Here is a 15659-nt window from a genome sequence, read left to right as displayed (position 1 = left end):
CGGGGAGCGAGCTGCGGTCAACGGGTTTGGAAATAGCCGGAGTTGGCGGCGGTGAGGGCGTCCCAGTCCGTATTGGCGGTGAAGCGCAGGACGTCCCAGCCGGCGTCCTCCAGACGCTCCGCGGCCTCGCGGTCGCGGGACGGGTCGTCTTCGTGGGCGGGTACGTCCACGAACACGGCCACGTTCGCACCGGAGAGCCGGAAGACGAAGTCCGGCTTGGCCGCGGCCTCCGGGACGAGCGGCGCCGCCTCGTCGGGGAGCCGGTAGCCCTTCGCCTTGAGCCAGCCGAGGAGGTCGCCCGCCTCGACGAGGGCCGCCAGATCCGATTCCACGGGCGTCGGCGCGGACGCGCGCGGCTGGGGCGTCGGCGTAGAGGACTCCGGCTGGGGCGTCGGCGAAGTGGTGGAGGCCTGCGCCGTCGGCCTCGACGCTGCGGTGGCCAGCCGCAGGAACTGCTCGCTGCGCGACTCCCCCCGGTCCTTCTTCCGTGTGGTCGCCCGCGCCAGGAGCAGCAGCAGCGGGCGGGCCGCGTGGCGGCTCAACTGCTGGTGGACGCCCTGGTTCCCGTAGGTGAGCAGACACTCGTAACAGCCGCGGGCGCACTTCTCGGCAGGGCTCGGACCACCGAGGTCGGCGCCCTCGGCGCCCTCCGCCGGGTCGAAGTGGCAGATGCCCAGGGCGGCACGGGCGGCCTGGGCCAGCGCGCCCTTGTCGTGCTGGATGCGGCGCAGCACACCTGCGCCGCCCTCCGTGGCCTCGGTGAACAGGAAGCGGCGGTGCGGGCCGTGGTCCGGCGGCAGAAGCTCTGCTGTCAGCTCGGCGTCCTCCAGCTCGAAGGCGGCTTCGATGCCGCGCTCCAGGGCGTACATGAACGACAGCGCGACCGGCTCCGGCTGCGGCTCGTCGAGCGTGACGACGAGAATGTTGCGGCGGTCCTCGACGTACGGCAGAACGCGCTTCTTGCGGCGCTTCTCGTTGCCGTCCTCGTCGACGACGGGCATTCCGGTGCCCTCGATGGCCTCGGCCGCCGCCTTGTCGTTGAGCCAGCGGCCGTCCCCCAGGTCGAGGAAGTAGCCGTCCGGCTCGCCCTGCTTGTCGCGGACCCGGCCGAGGTTGGTGATGCGGACCGTCGCGGAGTCCCCGTAGTCCAGATCGAGGACCGGTTCGCCGTGCGTGTCGGTGACGTGGGAGGTGAGGCGGCCCTTGCGCTCCCCGTGGTCCTGGAAGGCGTAGGAGGTCTCCAGGCGGAAGCCGGCCCGGCGGCGTTCCTCCTCGTCGGAGGAGATCCGCTCGCGCGGGGTGGTGTACACGGTGTGCAGGTGCAGCAGGTTCTGGCGGCGGCCCCGCAGCGGCTCACCGCACATGTCGCAGATGTCCGCGCCCGCCGAACCCTCGTAGTGGTAGCCGCACTCGTCGCAGCGTTTGGCCTCGGCCGTCGCCAGGTCGCCGGAGGCGTCCGGGGGCAGCTGCACACGGGTGACCTGGTAGCGGGCGCCCTCGTGGTAGATCAGTGCGCCGGGCCCGAACTCGCGGATGGCGAGGAAGCGGGGGCGCTGGAGGTAGTCGCCGTCCGCGTTGCGGCGGTTGCCTGAGCGCGGGATGTAGGCGGCCAGCGGAAGGCGCGGGAAGCTGTAGCCGGGCAGGAAGCCCTCGGAGGCCAGGTAGCGGTACGGGTTGAAGTCGCTCATCAGTGACTTGGAGTCGGAGGAGCGGTTCAGGAGCAGTGCCGTCTGGGTCTCCGCCTCGCGGCGGCGGCTGCGGGCACGGGCCTGCTCGCCCGGGGACAGCGTGTGGTCGACGACGCGGCGGTTCTGCTCGTACTGGTCGAGGACGGCTGCGCGGAAGAGCTGCCGCCAGCGGTCGAAGGCCTTGTCGAACTTGTCGGCGGCGTCGGCGACCTGGTCCTCGATCCAGTCGTCGTACCACCAGGTGGTGTCGGTGAAGTCCGGGATCAGCGGGCCCAGGGCGGTGCGGGCGGCGGTGATCGCACGGCGTCGCGCGCCTTCGTCGAGGGAAAGGTCGCGGGGGCCGGGGAGGAGGGGGAGCGGCATGTCGGGGTCCGGGCGCTCCTCACCGTCCGGGTCGTAGGCGACGTCGACGACGTCCGGGACCGCGCGCCCCAGTTTCATGCCCGTCTCGGCGAGCCAGATGCCCTGGAGGTGCGAGCGGACCAGGTCCTCGTTGGCGAGGTCCAGCCGCGGCGGGGCGACCTGCCCGGCGACCATGTCCCGGGAGCGGCGGAAGTAGTACTGGTCGTGGCTGTTGCCCGTGGCGCAGTAGGTGGTGACGAGGGCGGGCTGCCCGGACCGGCCGGCGCGGCCGGAACGCTGGGCGTAATTGGCCGGTGTCGGCGGCACGTTGCGCATCATGACGGCGTTGAGCGAGGAGATGTCCACGCCCAGCTCCATCGTCGGCGAGCAGTAGAGCAGCGGCAGGTCGGCGGTACGGAACTCCTCCTCGCGCTTCTCGCGGTCCTCGGGGGACACCTGCGCGGTGTGCTCACGGGCGAACAGTCCGGCCAGGCCTGCGGCGGCCTCCTTGTACAGACGGCTGAAGAACGGGTTGACGCGGGGGCCCTCGCCGCTCTGGTAGGTGCGGGTCAGCGGGTCCTGGGCGCCGCTCTCCCCCGACCCGGCCTTCCAGATCAGGGAAGCCGCCGAGACCCGGTAACCGGTGCGCTGCTCCACCCGGTGGCGGCGGAACACCGGCCCCGACTGCTCAGGACCGGCCTGCACCTCGTGGACCAGGTCCGCCTCGCGCAGCACCCTCAGCAGATCGTCGATGACCGCCTGGACGTCGTCCAGGGCGACGTCGCGGAGCGTCGTCACCGTACGCCTGAGGTACTTGCCGAACTTGCCCCGGGCGGAGAGGAACAGCGCGGAGCGCTCCATGCCGGGCTTGGACCCGTACGGGTAAGCGGTGCCGACGGCGGGCTTGTCGCCCTCGGAGAGCACCCAGGGATCGACGAGCCGCTCCTCGCTCGCGCGTTGCAGGGTGTCGAAGTCGTCACGGAAGTACTGCACGTCGACGGCGAGGTGCCGGCGCATGTAGTCGAGCAGCGTATGAGCCACTTCGGCGCGCAACGCGGGCTCGGCGTCCCGCAGCGCCAGGTGCGCGGACTGCCAGCGGTCGTGCTGGTCGGCGAGCCAGCCGAGGTCCTCGTACTCGATGCGCAGGAGGCCGCACTGCTCCAGGTTGGGCATCGTGATGCGCCAGCCACGCTCCAGGTCTCGGTAGAGGCGGTATCCGACGACGTCCCGGAACACCTTGGTGGCCCGGCGCTCCAGGCCGGGGGCCATCTTCGGGTTGCCGGTGTACGCACGCGGGTTCAGGCCCATCACCTCGGTGACGGCCTGGGTGAGGTCGTCGTGGCGCAGCCCGTCCTCACCGGCCGCCAGCGCCGCCTGGTACAGCGAGCTGCGCAACTGCGTCACCTGGGCGAAGTCGTTGAAGTGCCCGGCCTGCAAGGAGGCGTCCTGCCGGTTGTCGACGAACGTGAGCAGCTTGCGGGCCTCCCTCGACAGCACGTCCTCGGGAACCGCGCGCAACGACTTGACGATCGACGCGGAGACCACCGACGTCGCCGAGGAGCGGCCTTCCTGATCGAGGGTGGCGAGCTTGGCGAAGTCCCTGCCGCGGGTCTGCTCGTAGGAGATCTGGCAGTGCAGGCAGAACAGGAACGGGGCCGGGACGAACGCCGCCACCAGGCCCGCGCCGGACTCCTGCCCACGGGGGTCGACGACGACGCGCTTGGGGACCCGTACCCGATAGGACTTCTTCACGACGTTCACGCCCTGGCCGTCCGGCTCCAGCCACGACTCCGGCAGCCGCCGGTCCTGTATGGCCTGCTGCGGGTCGGCAGGCCACTCGTAATCCTCGCCGGGAGTGCCGATGTAGAGGTAGCCCTCACCCTCACGGCCGCCGGAGGCGGAGGTGTCACGGCGCGGCTCGTAACGGAAGGTGCCGTTGTCCTCGGTGCGCCAGACAGTGACGTACTCCTGGCCGCACTCCCGGCAGAACGCCAGCGGGAAGAGCGGCTTGCCGTCGCTGCCCGGCTGCTCCAGCTGGTAGGTGCGGGTCATCGGGCGGGTCAGCGGGTCCTGGAGCGTCGTGTAGACGGTGTCGCCCTTGGAGAGGAACTGGTGCAACCGGAAAGCGAACAACGGCCGCTCGGTCACCGGGTGTTTGGCCTGCGACCCGGCTTCCAGAGTGGCGCGGATCGCGTCCGCGGCCGTGGCGGCGGGAACACCGGACTCCTCTTCGAGATCCGCAGCCGCGTCCTCGATCGTGCCGGGCGCACAGCGTCGCAGCCGCCCCGTGCCCGGCTCCCGCTCCAGGCCGAACCGCGACTCCAGCCAGCGCGCCAGGGGGTCCTTGGTGAGTGCCTCGTACGCCAGTGGCGCGGCGGCGGCACGCAACCGGTCGGGGGACACCTCTGCCGGAGCCTCGTCGGTGGCGCGTACGAGCGTCTCGCCGATGACCCGCTTGGGCAGCACGGTGGTGCCGAAGAGCCGGCCGGCCACCTTGGCGATCTCCCGCTGCTGGTCCGGCCAGGTGCCTTCGGTGGACATCGTCGCGGAGGTGCCGATGCACTGGAGCGTGTCGGCCGCTCGGCAGGCCTCGCGGACCCGGCGGATCAGCAGGGCGACGTCCGCGCCCTGGCGGCCGCGGTAGGTGTGCAGTTCGTCGAAGACCAGGAACTGCAGGCCCTCGGCCATCCGGATCAGGCTCTTCCGGTCGTCGGGCCGGGTGAGCATCAGCTCCAGCATCACGTAGTTGGTGAGCAGGATGTCCGGCGGGTTCTTCCGCAGCTCGGCCCGCCGCTCCTCGCTCTCCTGGCCGGTGTAGCGGGCGAAGGTGACCGGCTCGCGACCGGCGCCGAAGCCGTGCCGGAGATACTTCTGCAACTCCTTGAGCTGCGAGTTCGCCAGCGCGTTCATCGGGTAGACGATGATCGCCCGCACCCGGTCGGGCGCTCCGGGGCCGAGCGCCGCGCGTTCCTTGAGGACCTGGTTCACGATCGGGACGATGTAGGCGAGGGACTTGCCCGAGCCCGTGCCGGTGGTCAGGACGTAGGAGTCACCGGCCTGCGCGGCGTCGATCGCCTCACGCTGGTGCCGGTGGAAGGTGAGCGGCCGGCCCGCCGGGCGGCGGGCGTCCTCTTTCTTGCCGGCCTGGAAGATCTCGGCGCACTTCTGCTCCAGGACCCCGTCCCGGACCAGGTCCTGGACGTTGCCCCCGTCGTCGAAGAACGGGTTCAGCGACAGCCACGGGTCGGGCCACTGCGACTTGCTCGCCAGGTCGTCCTCGATGAAGCCGGCGATCCGGCCGTCGCGTACGACGGTGGCGCCCTGCGTGAAGCGCGCGTACTCGTCGACCAGCTCGCGGTGGATGCCGAAGACGTCCATCGCGTCCGGGACGCGCGTCGCGCGGCGCGGCACCGGGACGGGCGTCGGCGCGGACGGCTCCGGGAACTCCTCGCGCAGACGGGCCACCGGATTCATCGCCGCCCACTCGGGGGAGAGCAGGGACGCCGTGTCGTCCGGGGCGAGGGCGAGCGGGACGAGGGCCTCGCGGACCTGGGTGGCGTTCTCCGGACGGTTCGCGGGGTCCTTCTCCAGGAGCCGGTTGACCAGCAGGACCAACGTGTCGGGCAGGTCGGGGCGGACCACGGTCAGCGAGGGCGGCGCCAGGTTCTGGTGCTGCTCGAAGAGGTCGAAGGTGACCTTGGCGTTGAACGGGGGCTTGCCGATCAGCAGTTCGTACAGGACGCAGCCGAGCGCGTACAGGTCGGCGGAGGCGGTCACCTGTTCGGCGCGGATCTGCTCCGGCGCCATGTAACGGGCGGTGCCGATGGAGACGCCGGTGCTGGTGAGGCGGGTCCGGTCGGCGTCGTCCACGATCCGGCCCACGCCGAAGTCGAGGATCTTGACCGTGCCGTCCCGGGTGAGCATCAGATTCGCGGGCTTGAGATCGCGGTGGACGATACCCGCGCTGTGCGCGGAGGCCAGCCCGGCGGCGATCTGGGCGGTGATGGCTGCCGCCCAGGAGACGGGCAACTGGGGTTCCTCGTCGATCAGTTCATTGAGAGGGTGACCGTCGAGCAGTTCCATGGCCAGGTAGGGCAGGCCGCCGCCGTCCTGGGCTCCGGCGGCGTCGACGCCACCGGCGATGAGCCGGGTGAGGTTGGGGTGGCGGGGGGAAAGGCGGCGCATGATGTCCACCTCGCGGCGGAACCGGTTGACAGCGTCAGCGTCCTGGGCGGTGTCGATCGCCATGCCGGTCCGGCTGCGGAGGATCGTCTTCAGCGCGACCGTACGGTCGGCCGCGTCGTCGACAGCCTCAAGATCCAGGGCCCGGTGGACCTGCCCCATGTTTCCGCGACCGACGGCCCCCGTGATCCGGAACCGTCCGGCCACTGTCCCCAGATCCACTGGTACTCCCTCACGTCGTTCCCGGTTATGGAGCGTAGGCGCTCCTGGGAGGTGCGCCTCCGGCAAGCAACAGTACACCTGCGTGCATTTTCGAATCCATGTATGCGCGTTGACTATGTAAACAGATTTACTTGTGTCGAATGAGTGGGCCGTGCGGGTGCCTGGCTCGACCGTCCAGGCCTGGGGCGGCTCCGGGTGAGCGCATGGAGGTGGGATGGGAGGCGGTGAACCACTGCATGCGGTCCTCGCGGTGCGTGAGTCATGTCAACACATTCACCAGGGCGTGTGTAGGGGGAATGCTCCGTGTACGGTGGCGAGCATGTCGGACACCCCCACGCGCAACCCGGATCATCACGACGAGGCGCCGCCGGCGCTCGTCACCGGAGCCGAGGTCGCCCGCCTCGCCGGGGTGACCCGTGCCGCCGTCTCCAACTGGCGCCGTCGTTACGAGGACTTCCCCCCCGCTGTCGGCGGCAGCGCCTCAAGCCCCCTCTTCCACTGGGCAGCGGTCCAGGAATGGCTCGCCCGCCGGGACAAGAGCCAGGAGGTCTCCCACGAGGTCCAGACCTGGCAGGCGCTCCGCGCCCACCACGGTGACGCCACCGTCGCCGCCGTCGCGGCCGCCGTCGGACATCTCGCCGGGGGCGTCGAAGGCCGAGGAGCCGCAGCCGACGCTTCCGCCGGCTTTCCGCCGCACAAGCCGGTCGACGCCTCGCTCCGGGACCTTCTGGACCGTCTCGCCGCAGACCTCGGGCCGGCCGCCGCCGTCGAAGCGCTCGTGGCCAGACTGATCGACTCGGCCCGCCGCTCCGGCTCGGACGTAGTCACCCCTCCCCGCATCGTCCGAGCCGTGACGCACTTCGCTCCTGCCGTGCGACAGGGACAGACCGTCTTCGACCCCGCCTGCGGCATCGGCACACTTCTGCACGAACTGAGCCCCGAGCGCGGCCTGGTCCGTATCGGCCAGGACATCGACGAGGACTGCGTCCGCATCGCTCGCGTACGCTCCGTTCTCGCCGGGCACGAGGACACGCGGATCGCGCCCGGCGACTCGCTGCGCGCCGACGGCTGGCCCGGTCTCTCCGCCGACCTTGTCGTCTGCGACCCGCCTGCCGCGGTCGTGGACTGGGGCCGTGAAGACCTCCTCCTCGACCCCCGCTGGGAATTCGGTACGCCTTCCCGCGCTGAAGCCGAACTGGCGTGGCTGCAGCACGCCTACGCGCATGCCGCCCCCGGCGGACACGTGCTCATGGTCATGCCCGCCTCCGTCGCCTACCGCAAGGCCGGGCGTCGCATCCGGGCGGAGCTGGTCCGGCGCGGAGCCGTCCGGAAGATCATCGCTCTGCCCGGCGGCGTCGCCTCCGCGCACGCCCTTCCCGTCCACCTCTGGCTGCTACGACGCCCCGACGACACGGACCAGCGGCCGGACACCATCACCATGGTCGACCTCACCGCCAACGCTCCCGACGGTCCACTGGACCCCGAAGAGGGCCAGAGCGCCGACGTTCGTCTCATCGACCTTCTGGACGACACCGTCGACCTCACGCCGGCCGCCCATATGCATACGGCCCGGCGCGATCTGGCCACCGAATACGAACGAGCGCGCGCCGAACTCTCCACCACGATCGCCACTCTCGAAACCCTTCTGCCCGACCTGCGGGCGGGTGACGGTAACGACCTGTGGGACGGCGCCACGGTCACCGTCGCGGAGCTCGCCCGGGCAGGTCTCGTAGAACTTCAGGGCGGTGGCGCCCGAGCCGCCGACGACCAGATCGACCCCGACTACCTCGACGGCTTTCTGACGGCCGGACCCAACGTCAGACGCTCCACCTCTCAGAGTGGCACCTACCGCCTCGACCCCAGGAACGCACGCATCCCGCAACGTGAGACCGCTGTTCAGCGCCGCTACGGAACCGCCTTCCGCGCCTTGCGCGAAGCGGAGACCCAAGCGCTGCTCCTGACCGAAACGGTGCGACGGATGGCAGAAGTGGCCAGAGAAGGCATGGGAAGCGGGGCCCTGGAGCCGGGAGGCGAGTGAGTACTCCTCCAGCGCATCCGTACGTCGGAGGCGGTGTGCCCGGCCGGGAGCCGGGACAGGGCACCCGGCCGGGGGGCGGCGGTCAGCTGCTCCCCGCTAGAGCAGCGGCTTCGTGCAGGCCGTCGTGGTGCCGTCGCTGATGCAGGCGCGTACCGACTGCCCGCTCGTCGCCTTCATCACCTTGCCGTCGGCGACCTTCGTGTACGCCCCCCCGGGCGCCCTGTCCTCCAGCCACACCGTCGTTCCCGTGGCCGTCGTGTGCGCCCATGCGTAGTAGTCGGAGACGGACCAGGCCGGGCGCCCGCCGCTGAGGGTGACCCGCTGCCCGCCGGGTAGCGCGGCCGTCGACCAGTCCGTGGCGACCGACGCCCACTGCGTGACCGTGGAGGGCGCGACGCCCTCGCAGATCTCGCCGGGTGCGCAGGGGCCCATCGTCCCCTCCTTGTCGCTCAGGGACATGTTGTCGTCCTGCTGCGTGGCGAACGCCCAGTTCCTGCCGTCCACGACCAGTCCGGCGATCTTCTTGTCGGTCAGCGGGTCGAGGGCGATCATCTTCGTTCTGCCCGTGGTAGTGAGCCGGGTCCCCGGGACGGGGACCGGCCGCTGGGCGCGGGAGTCCGCACCGGACTTGCTGTGTGTCATCAGGGTGGCGAAGACGCCCGTGCTGCCGGTCGGGAGCTCGGCTTCGCCCCAGTAGTACATGTGGTGGGGGTCCCAGGCCGGACGGCCCTGCCAGATCCGCAGCCGGCCGCCCTGATAGATGTTGGCGTCCTCGACGAGGTCGGGCCCGTAGTTCGGCATCCACTCGGTGACGGTCGACGAGTCGACGCCCTCGCAGGGAAGCGTGGCGCAGGGTGCCTGGGTCGGCGCGGTCGTCGTGGCGTCCGGGTCGCGGGTGCACGCGGTTCCGCTGCTGTCGCTGACGCAGGCGCGCAACTCAGGGAGCCAGGAGTAGGCGCGGGTGGAGCCGGAGGTGGTGCGCGAGGCTCCCTCCGGCGTGAACTCGGTGTACACGTCGCCCCAGCGGCCGGCGCCCTGCCATGCCTCGAGCCAGAACCTGCCGCCGGCGGACGTCAGTTGGCCCTCGGCCCAGCCGAGGTAGCTTCCCTGCTTCAGCCGCCCGTCGACCTTCTGGACAGAGGCGCCGGAGGGCAGCGTCACGCGGTCGAGGTCGGAGCGGTCGACGTAGGCCCAGTCGGAGGCGGCGATCGCATCCGGATCGGCTTCGGAACACCAGCCGGTGCACGGTCCGTTGGGTACGACCGAGGAGTAGGTGGCGTTGACGCAACCGGTCTCCTTGCCGTCCGTGACGCACGCCCCGTTGGCGTACACGACCCCGAACCTGGTCGTGTCGTGCAGGAACATGCCCGTGGTACCGCTGGTGACGCGGTAGGAACGCGGGTGCTCCAGGGTTGTCCTGATGTTGATGCCGTCACCGAGGTTGTCCTCGGTCCGCAGCCAGCCGCGCCCCTGCGACGTGCCGGTGAGGGTCACCTCGGCCCAGGAGTAGATCGTCCCCGAAGTGTCCCAGGCGGGCTTACCCGTATACAGCCTGAGCCGCGATCCTGAGGCGAGGACCGCCTCCTTGAGTACCTTCGGCGCGCCACCCGTGTGCCACGCCGTGACGCTGCCGGGATCCGAACCCTGACACGGCAGCGTGGGACACGGTGCCGCCTGTACGGCCCGCGCCCCGGACCCGGGGGAGGCCGGAGCGGCCGACGCGGTCGGTGCCGTCATCAGCGCGGAGGCGGTGACCGCCAGGGCGACGGGCACACACCACGCCCATAACCGTCTCCACCGCCCTCTGTCCGCCACGCGCCGTACGTTTCTGTTTCGCATGCCATCTCCTCCGCTGAGCACTTCGGTCGAGCCGTGACGGAAGTGATGGAATGCGTGGCGGCTCTTCCGGCTGTCTCTGCGGGGTCTCCACGGAGTCGCGGGGCAGCGGTTCGTGGCCTGTTCGGCACACCGTGCGCGCAGGAGGGCAGGCGGCCGCTCAGGGGCGCGGCCAGACATGCCCGTCCAGGGGCTCGATGTCGCTGTTGAAGCGCTTGCGGCAGCCGGCGAAGGTGGCTGCTTCCTCCGGTGTCCGCTCCTCCAGAACCCTGCTCAGGCCCTGGGTGTACTCCTTTCGGTCGGCGTCCAGCCTGGCGTCGGGCTCGTCTCCCTGCTGCTCGCCGTGTCGAAGGGCTCCGACTGGGGCTGGGCGAGTGGCACCACGCTCGGGCTGTTCGCCGTCGCGGCCGTCGTGCTGCCGGCCTGGGCGTGGTGGGAACTGCGCAGCGACGAGCCACTGGTCGATCGTCGGGTGGCCAGGCGCCCCCAGATCCTCATGACCGACGCGGCCTCGGTGCTGGTCGGCTTCGCGATGTACGCCTCCTCGCAGGCGGGGCCCGGCAGTTGACATCTGCCAGGCCCCGCTTTCGTCTGCCGTCCCGGTCCTCCCTTCGAGCCCGAGCGGACCGGCCGCGGCGGTGCCGGCAGTCCCGCCCCTTCGTCACGATCCGATCTCGGACGTGCGGAGAGGTCTTGTTTTCGGCCATGTAATCGATTCCAATCATCCGTGTAATCGATTCCACGGCCCTCGGCCGCTGGTTTTGAGGCTCACGGAAACCACAAGGAGGTGGTCCGGAAATGGTGAGCATCAAGGATGTCGCGGCCCAGGCGGGAGTGTCTGTCGCCACGGTCTCCCGGGTCCTGAACAGCCATCCCTCCGTCAGCCCCGACGCGCGCGGACGCGTCCTCGCCGCAGTCGACGCCCTCGGCTACCGGCCCAACGCCGTGGCCAGGTCGCTGCGCACCGACCAGACGCGCACCCTCGGCCTGGTCATCAGTGACGTACTCAATCCGTACTTCACCGAACTGGCCCGCTTCGTCGAGGAAGAGGCCCGCGCACACGGCTACAGCGTCATCATCGGAAACGCCGACGAGCGGCCCGAACTGCAGGACCACCACGTACGCACGCTCCTCGACCGCCGCATCGACGGACTTCTCGTCTCCCCCGCGGACGGTGGCACCCCGCTCATGCTGGACGTCGCCCGCAGCGGTACGCCGATGGTCCTGGTGGACCGGTGGATCCCGGGCCTCGACGTCCCCGTGGTGCGCGCCGACGGCCGCGACGCCATCCGCGACCTGGTCGCCCACCTGCACGGTCTCGGCCACCGCCGGCTCGCGATCATCGCGGGCCCCGCGGCCACCACCACGGGCAACGAGCGTGTGGAGGCGTTCCGTGAGGCGCTGAGCGCACACGGACTCGCGCTGCCCGACGCGTACATCGGCCAGGGCGACTTCCAGGCCGACAGCGGCCGCCGGGCCACCGAGGGCTTCCTCGCGCTTCCCGAACCGCCCGAGGTCGTGTTCGCAGCCGACAACCTGATGGCGCTCGGCGCGCTGGACGCGATCCGCGCACGCGGGCTGCGCGTCCCGCGGGACATCGGACTCGCGGCCTTCGACGACATCCCGTGGTTCGTGCACACCGATCCGCCCGTCACCGCGATCGCCCAGCCGACCGGCGAGCTGGGCCGTGCCGCCGTACGGGCACTCGTCGACCTCATCGAGGGACGTTCCCCGCGGTCCGTCACCCTGCCCGCCCGCCTTGTCGTACGCAGTTCCTGCGGCGAGCACGCATCGAACCGGAGGAGCAACTTGTGAGCGGTCCCGATGAGTTGCTGCGCATCGAAGGCGTACGCAAGTCCTTCCCCGGCGTGGTCGCGCTCGACGGCGTCGACTTCGACCTCCGGCGCGGCGAAGTGCATGTCCTGCTCGGTGAGAACGGAGCGGGCAAGAGCACCCTCATCAAGATGCTCTCCGGTGCCCATCGCCCGGACCGCGGACGGATACTCGTCCAGGGGCGCGAGGTCCGCATCCACTCCGCGCAGGACGCCGAGCGGTTGGGCATCGCGACCATCTACCAGGAGTTCAACCTGGTGCCCGACCTGACGGTGGCGGAGAACATCTTCCTCGGCAGGCAACCGCGCCGCTACGGACTCATCGACCGCAAGCGGATGGAGGCGGACGCCGAGGTACTGCTGCGCCGCGTCGGTGTGCGGGTCTCCCCGAAGACCAAGGTGCGCGAACTCGGCATCGCCCGGCTCCAGATGGTGGAGATCGCCAAGGCCCTCAGCCTGGACGCGCGCGTCCTGATCATGGACGAGCCGACGGCCGTCCTCACCTCCGAGGAGGTCGGGAAACTCTTCCGCATCGTGCGGCAACTCCGCGAGGAGGGGGTGGGGATCGTCTTCATCACCCATCACCTGGAGGAGATCGCCGCGCTCGGCGACCGGGTCACCGTCCTGCGCGACGGCCGCAGCATCGACCAGGTGCCGGCCTCGACACCCGAGACGGAACTCGTCCAGCTCATGGTGGGACGCAGCATCGAGCAGCAGTATCCGCGGGAACGGCCGAAGGCGGGGGAGCCCCTGCTCTCCGTCCGCGGACTGACCCGGCACGGCGTCTTCCACGACGTCGGCTTCGAGATCCGGGCGGGTGAGGTCGTCGGACTGGCGGGCCTCGTGGGCGCGGGGCGCACCGAGGTCGCCCGCGCCGTGTTCGGTGCCGACCCCTATGACGCCGGCACCGTCGACGTACTCGGCCAACGCCTGGCCAAGCACGACGTGACCGCCGCCATGAACGCCGGGATCGGTCTCGTACCCGAGGACCGCAAGGGCCAGGGCCTCGTCCTCGACGCGTCCGTGCAGGAGAACCTCGGCCTGGTCACGCTGCGTTCGGCGAGCCGCTCGGGTCTCGTGGACCTCAAGGGGCAGCGCACCGCGGCAGCCCGGATCGCCGAACAGCTCGGCGTACGGATGGCCGGGCTCGGCCAGCACGTCCGCACCCTGTCCGGCGGCAACCAGCAGAAGGTCGTCATCGGCAAATGGCTGCTCGCCGACACCAAGGTGCTCATCCTCGACGAGCCGACGCGCGGTATCGACGTCGGTGCCAAGGTCGAGATCTACCAGCTCATCAACGAACTGACGGCCTCCGGGCACGCGGTCCTGATGATCTCCAGCGACCTGCCAGAGGTCCTCGGCATGAGCGACCGGGTGCTGGTCATGGCCCAGGGCCGCATCGCCGGGGAGATCCCCGCGCACGAAGCGACCCAGGACGCGGTGATGGCCCTCGCGGTCAGCGCTCCCACCCCCACGTCAAACCCCGCAGTGAACGAAGTGGAGGGCCCCCGTGGCCACTGACACGCTCAAGAGCGATACGGGCGCGAGTGGCGCCACCGTCCGTGCGGGGCGCCGCATCCTGCTCGACAACGGCGCGCTGAGCGCCCTGGTCGTCCTGGTCGTGGCGATGTCGCTGCTCTCCGGAGACTTCCTGACCACGCAGAACCTGCTGAACGTCGGTGTGCAGGCCGCCGTCACCGCGATCCTCGCGTTCGGCGTCACCTTCGTCATCGTCTCGGCGGGCATCGACCTGTCTGTCGGCTCCGTGGCAGCCCTCTCCGCGACCGTCCTGGCATGGTCGGCGACGTCCGAGGGGGTGCCCGTCTGGCTGGCGGTCATCCTGGCCGTCGTCACCGGCATCGCCTGCGGCTTCGTCAACGGGGCCCTCGTCTCGTACGGCAAACTGCCGCCGTTCATCGCGACGCTGGCCATGCTCTCGGTCGCTCGCGGCCTGTCCCTGGTCATCTCCCAGGGCAGCCCGATCGCCTTCCCCGACTCGGTCTCCGTGCTCGGTGACACGCTCGGCGGCTGGCTGCCGGTCCCCGTCCTCGTGATGATCGTCATGGGACTCGTCACCGCGCTCATCCTGGCCCGCACCTACATCGGCCGCTCGATGTACGCGATCGGCGGCAACGAGGAGGCGGCCCGCCTCTCCGGACTGCGCGTCAAGCGGCAGAAGCTCGTCATCTACGCCCTGTCCGGCCTCTTCGCCGCTGTCGCGGGCATCGTGCTGGCTTCCCGTCTCGTCTCCGCGCAGCCGCAGGCGGCACAGGGATACGAGCTCGACGCGATCGCCGCGGTCGTCATCGGCGGTGCCAGCCTGGCGGGCGGCGTAGGCAAGGCGTCCGGCACCCTGATAGGCGCGCTCATACTCGCCGTGCTGCGCAACGGCCTCAACCTGCTGTCCGTGTCCGCCTTCTGGCAGCAGGTCGTCATCGGCGTCGTCATCGCCCTCGCGGTGCTCCTCGACACGCTGCGCCGCAAGGCCGGCTCCGCAACCGCACCCGCGTCCGGTGCGGCCGGTCCTGCCCGGAAGGGGCCGGGGGCGGCCAAGCTCGCGATCGGTGCCGTGTGCGTGGCGGCCGTCGTCGCCGCCGTGTCGTTCTTCAACTCCGGTACGCCCGGGGTGACCACCAAGGTGGGCATGTCGCTCTCCACCCTCAACAACCCATTCTTCGTCCAGATGAAGGAGGGCGCACAGGCGGAGGCCAAGGCCGCCGGGATCGAACTCACCGTCACCGACGCGCAGAACGACGCCTCCCAGCAGGCCAACCAGCTCCAGAACTTCTCCAGCTCGGGGATGAAGTCCATCATCGTCAACCCGGTGGACTCGGACGCGGTCGGCCCCGGGGTGCGGACCGCGAACAAGGCCGGTATCCCGGTGATCGCCGCGGACCGGGGCGTGAACAAGGCGGACACCGCGACCCTCGTCGCCTCCGACAACGTGGCCGGCGGCAGGCTCGCCGCCGAGGCGCTGGCCGGCAAGCTCGGTGGCAAGGGCAGCATCGTGGTCCTCCAGGGCACCGCGGGAACCTCCGCCAGCCGCGAGCGCGGTGCGGGCTTCGCCGAGGGCATCAAGGCGTACCCGGGCATCAAGGTCGTCGCACGGCAGCCCGCGGACTTCGACCGCACCAAGGGGCTGGACGTCATGACCAACCTGCTCCAGTCCCATGCCGACGTCACCGGAGTGTTCGCCGAGAACGACGAGATGGCGCTCGGCGCCGTCAAGGCGCTCGGAAACAAGGCCGGCAAGTCCGTCACCGTCGTCGGCTTCGACGGAACTCCCGACGGTCTCAAGGCGGTCGAGGCGGGAACGCTGTACGCGTCCGTGGCGCAGCAGCCCAAGGAGCTGGGCAAGATCGCCGTCCGGAACGCGGTCAGGGCCGCGCAGGGCAAGGACGTCGACAGAATGGTGAAGGTTCCGGTCAAGGTCGTCACCGAGAAGAACGTCGCCGACTTCTCCTGAGCGCCTCGCTCGCGAACGGACCTGACCACGAAGAGCACGCGATACACGGAAAG

The 15659-nt window shown here is 70.5% G+C and carries 6 protein-coding genes and 1 pseudogene; 5 read left to right on the top strand and 2 right to left on the bottom strand.

Features of this window, described 5'->3' with window-relative positions:
- Nucleotides 1–17: 17 nt before the first annotated feature.
- Nucleotides 18–6434 carry a protein kinase domain-containing protein gene (locus F0344_RS03420; RefSeq protein ID WP_185297347.1) on the bottom strand — a complete coding sequence of 2139 codons (6417 nt, stop codon included), beginning with the start codon at nucleotides 6432–6434 and terminating at the stop codon, nucleotides 18–20.
- Between the two features lie 319 nt (nucleotides 6435–6753).
- On the opposite strand from F0344_RS03420, the gene F0344_RS03415 reads away from it, so the two are divergent.
- The gene (locus F0344_RS03415) at nucleotides 6754–8472 is read left to right on the top strand and encodes an N-6 DNA methylase (RefSeq protein WP_185297346.1); all 1719 of its coding nucleotides are present in this window, start codon (nucleotides 6754–6756) and stop codon (nucleotides 8470–8472) included.
- 96 nt (nucleotides 8473–8568) lie between these two features.
- On the opposite strand, the gene F0344_RS03410 is transcribed toward F0344_RS03415, so the two are convergent.
- Nucleotides 8569–10245: a hypothetical protein gene (locus F0344_RS03410; RefSeq protein ID WP_185297345.1), complete on the bottom strand. Its 1677-nt coding sequence runs from the start codon at nucleotides 10243–10245 to the stop codon at nucleotides 8569–8571.
- A 385-nt stretch (nucleotides 10246–10630) separates the two neighbouring features.
- Between F0344_RS03410 and F0344_RS03405 the strand changes: the two are divergent.
- The 4 genes and pseudogenes from F0344_RS03405 to F0344_RS03390 all read left to right on the top strand — a co-directional run.
- A pseudogene (locus F0344_RS03405) lies at nucleotides 10631–10867 on the top strand (MFS transporter); the annotation flags it as partial.
- Nucleotides 10868–11106: 239 nt separating this feature from the next.
- Nucleotides 11107–12123: a LacI family DNA-binding transcriptional regulator gene (locus tag F0344_RS03400; protein WP_185297344.1), complete on the top strand. Its 1017-nt coding sequence runs from the start codon at nucleotides 11107–11109 to the stop codon at nucleotides 12121–12123.
- Nucleotides 12120–13661, top strand: coding sequence for a sugar ABC transporter ATP-binding protein (locus F0344_RS03395; protein WP_185297343.1), 1542 nt, complete (start codon nucleotides 12120–12122; stop codon nucleotides 13659–13661). The genes F0344_RS03400 and F0344_RS03395 overlap by 4 nt, the downstream gene beginning before the upstream one ends.
- A complete protein-coding gene (locus F0344_RS03390) occupies nucleotides 13651–15606 on the top strand; it encodes an ABC transporter permease/substrate-binding protein (protein ID WP_185297342.1) in 1956 nt (651 codons plus the stop codon). Before F0344_RS03395 ends, F0344_RS03390 begins: the two co-directional genes overlap by 11 nt.
- Nucleotides 15607–15659: the final 53 nt, after the last annotated feature.

Origin of the sequence: Streptomyces finlayi (genome assembly GCF_014216315.1) — a bacterium.
In the GTDB taxonomy this organism is placed as follows: domain Bacteria; phylum Actinomycetota; class Actinomycetes; order Streptomycetales; family Streptomycetaceae; genus Streptomyces; species Streptomyces finlayi_A.
This window is presented reverse-complemented; position numbering and strand designations above follow the sequence as displayed.

Coding starts and splice junctions, on each gene's coding strand:
- F0344_RS03415 (WP_185297346.1), top strand. CDS start 6,754: ATGTCGGACACCCCCACGCGCAACCCGGATCATCACGACGAGGCGCCG.
- F0344_RS03400 (WP_185297344.1), top strand. CDS start 11,107: ATGGTGAGCATCAAGGATGTCGCGGCCCAGGCGGGAGTGTCTGTCGCC.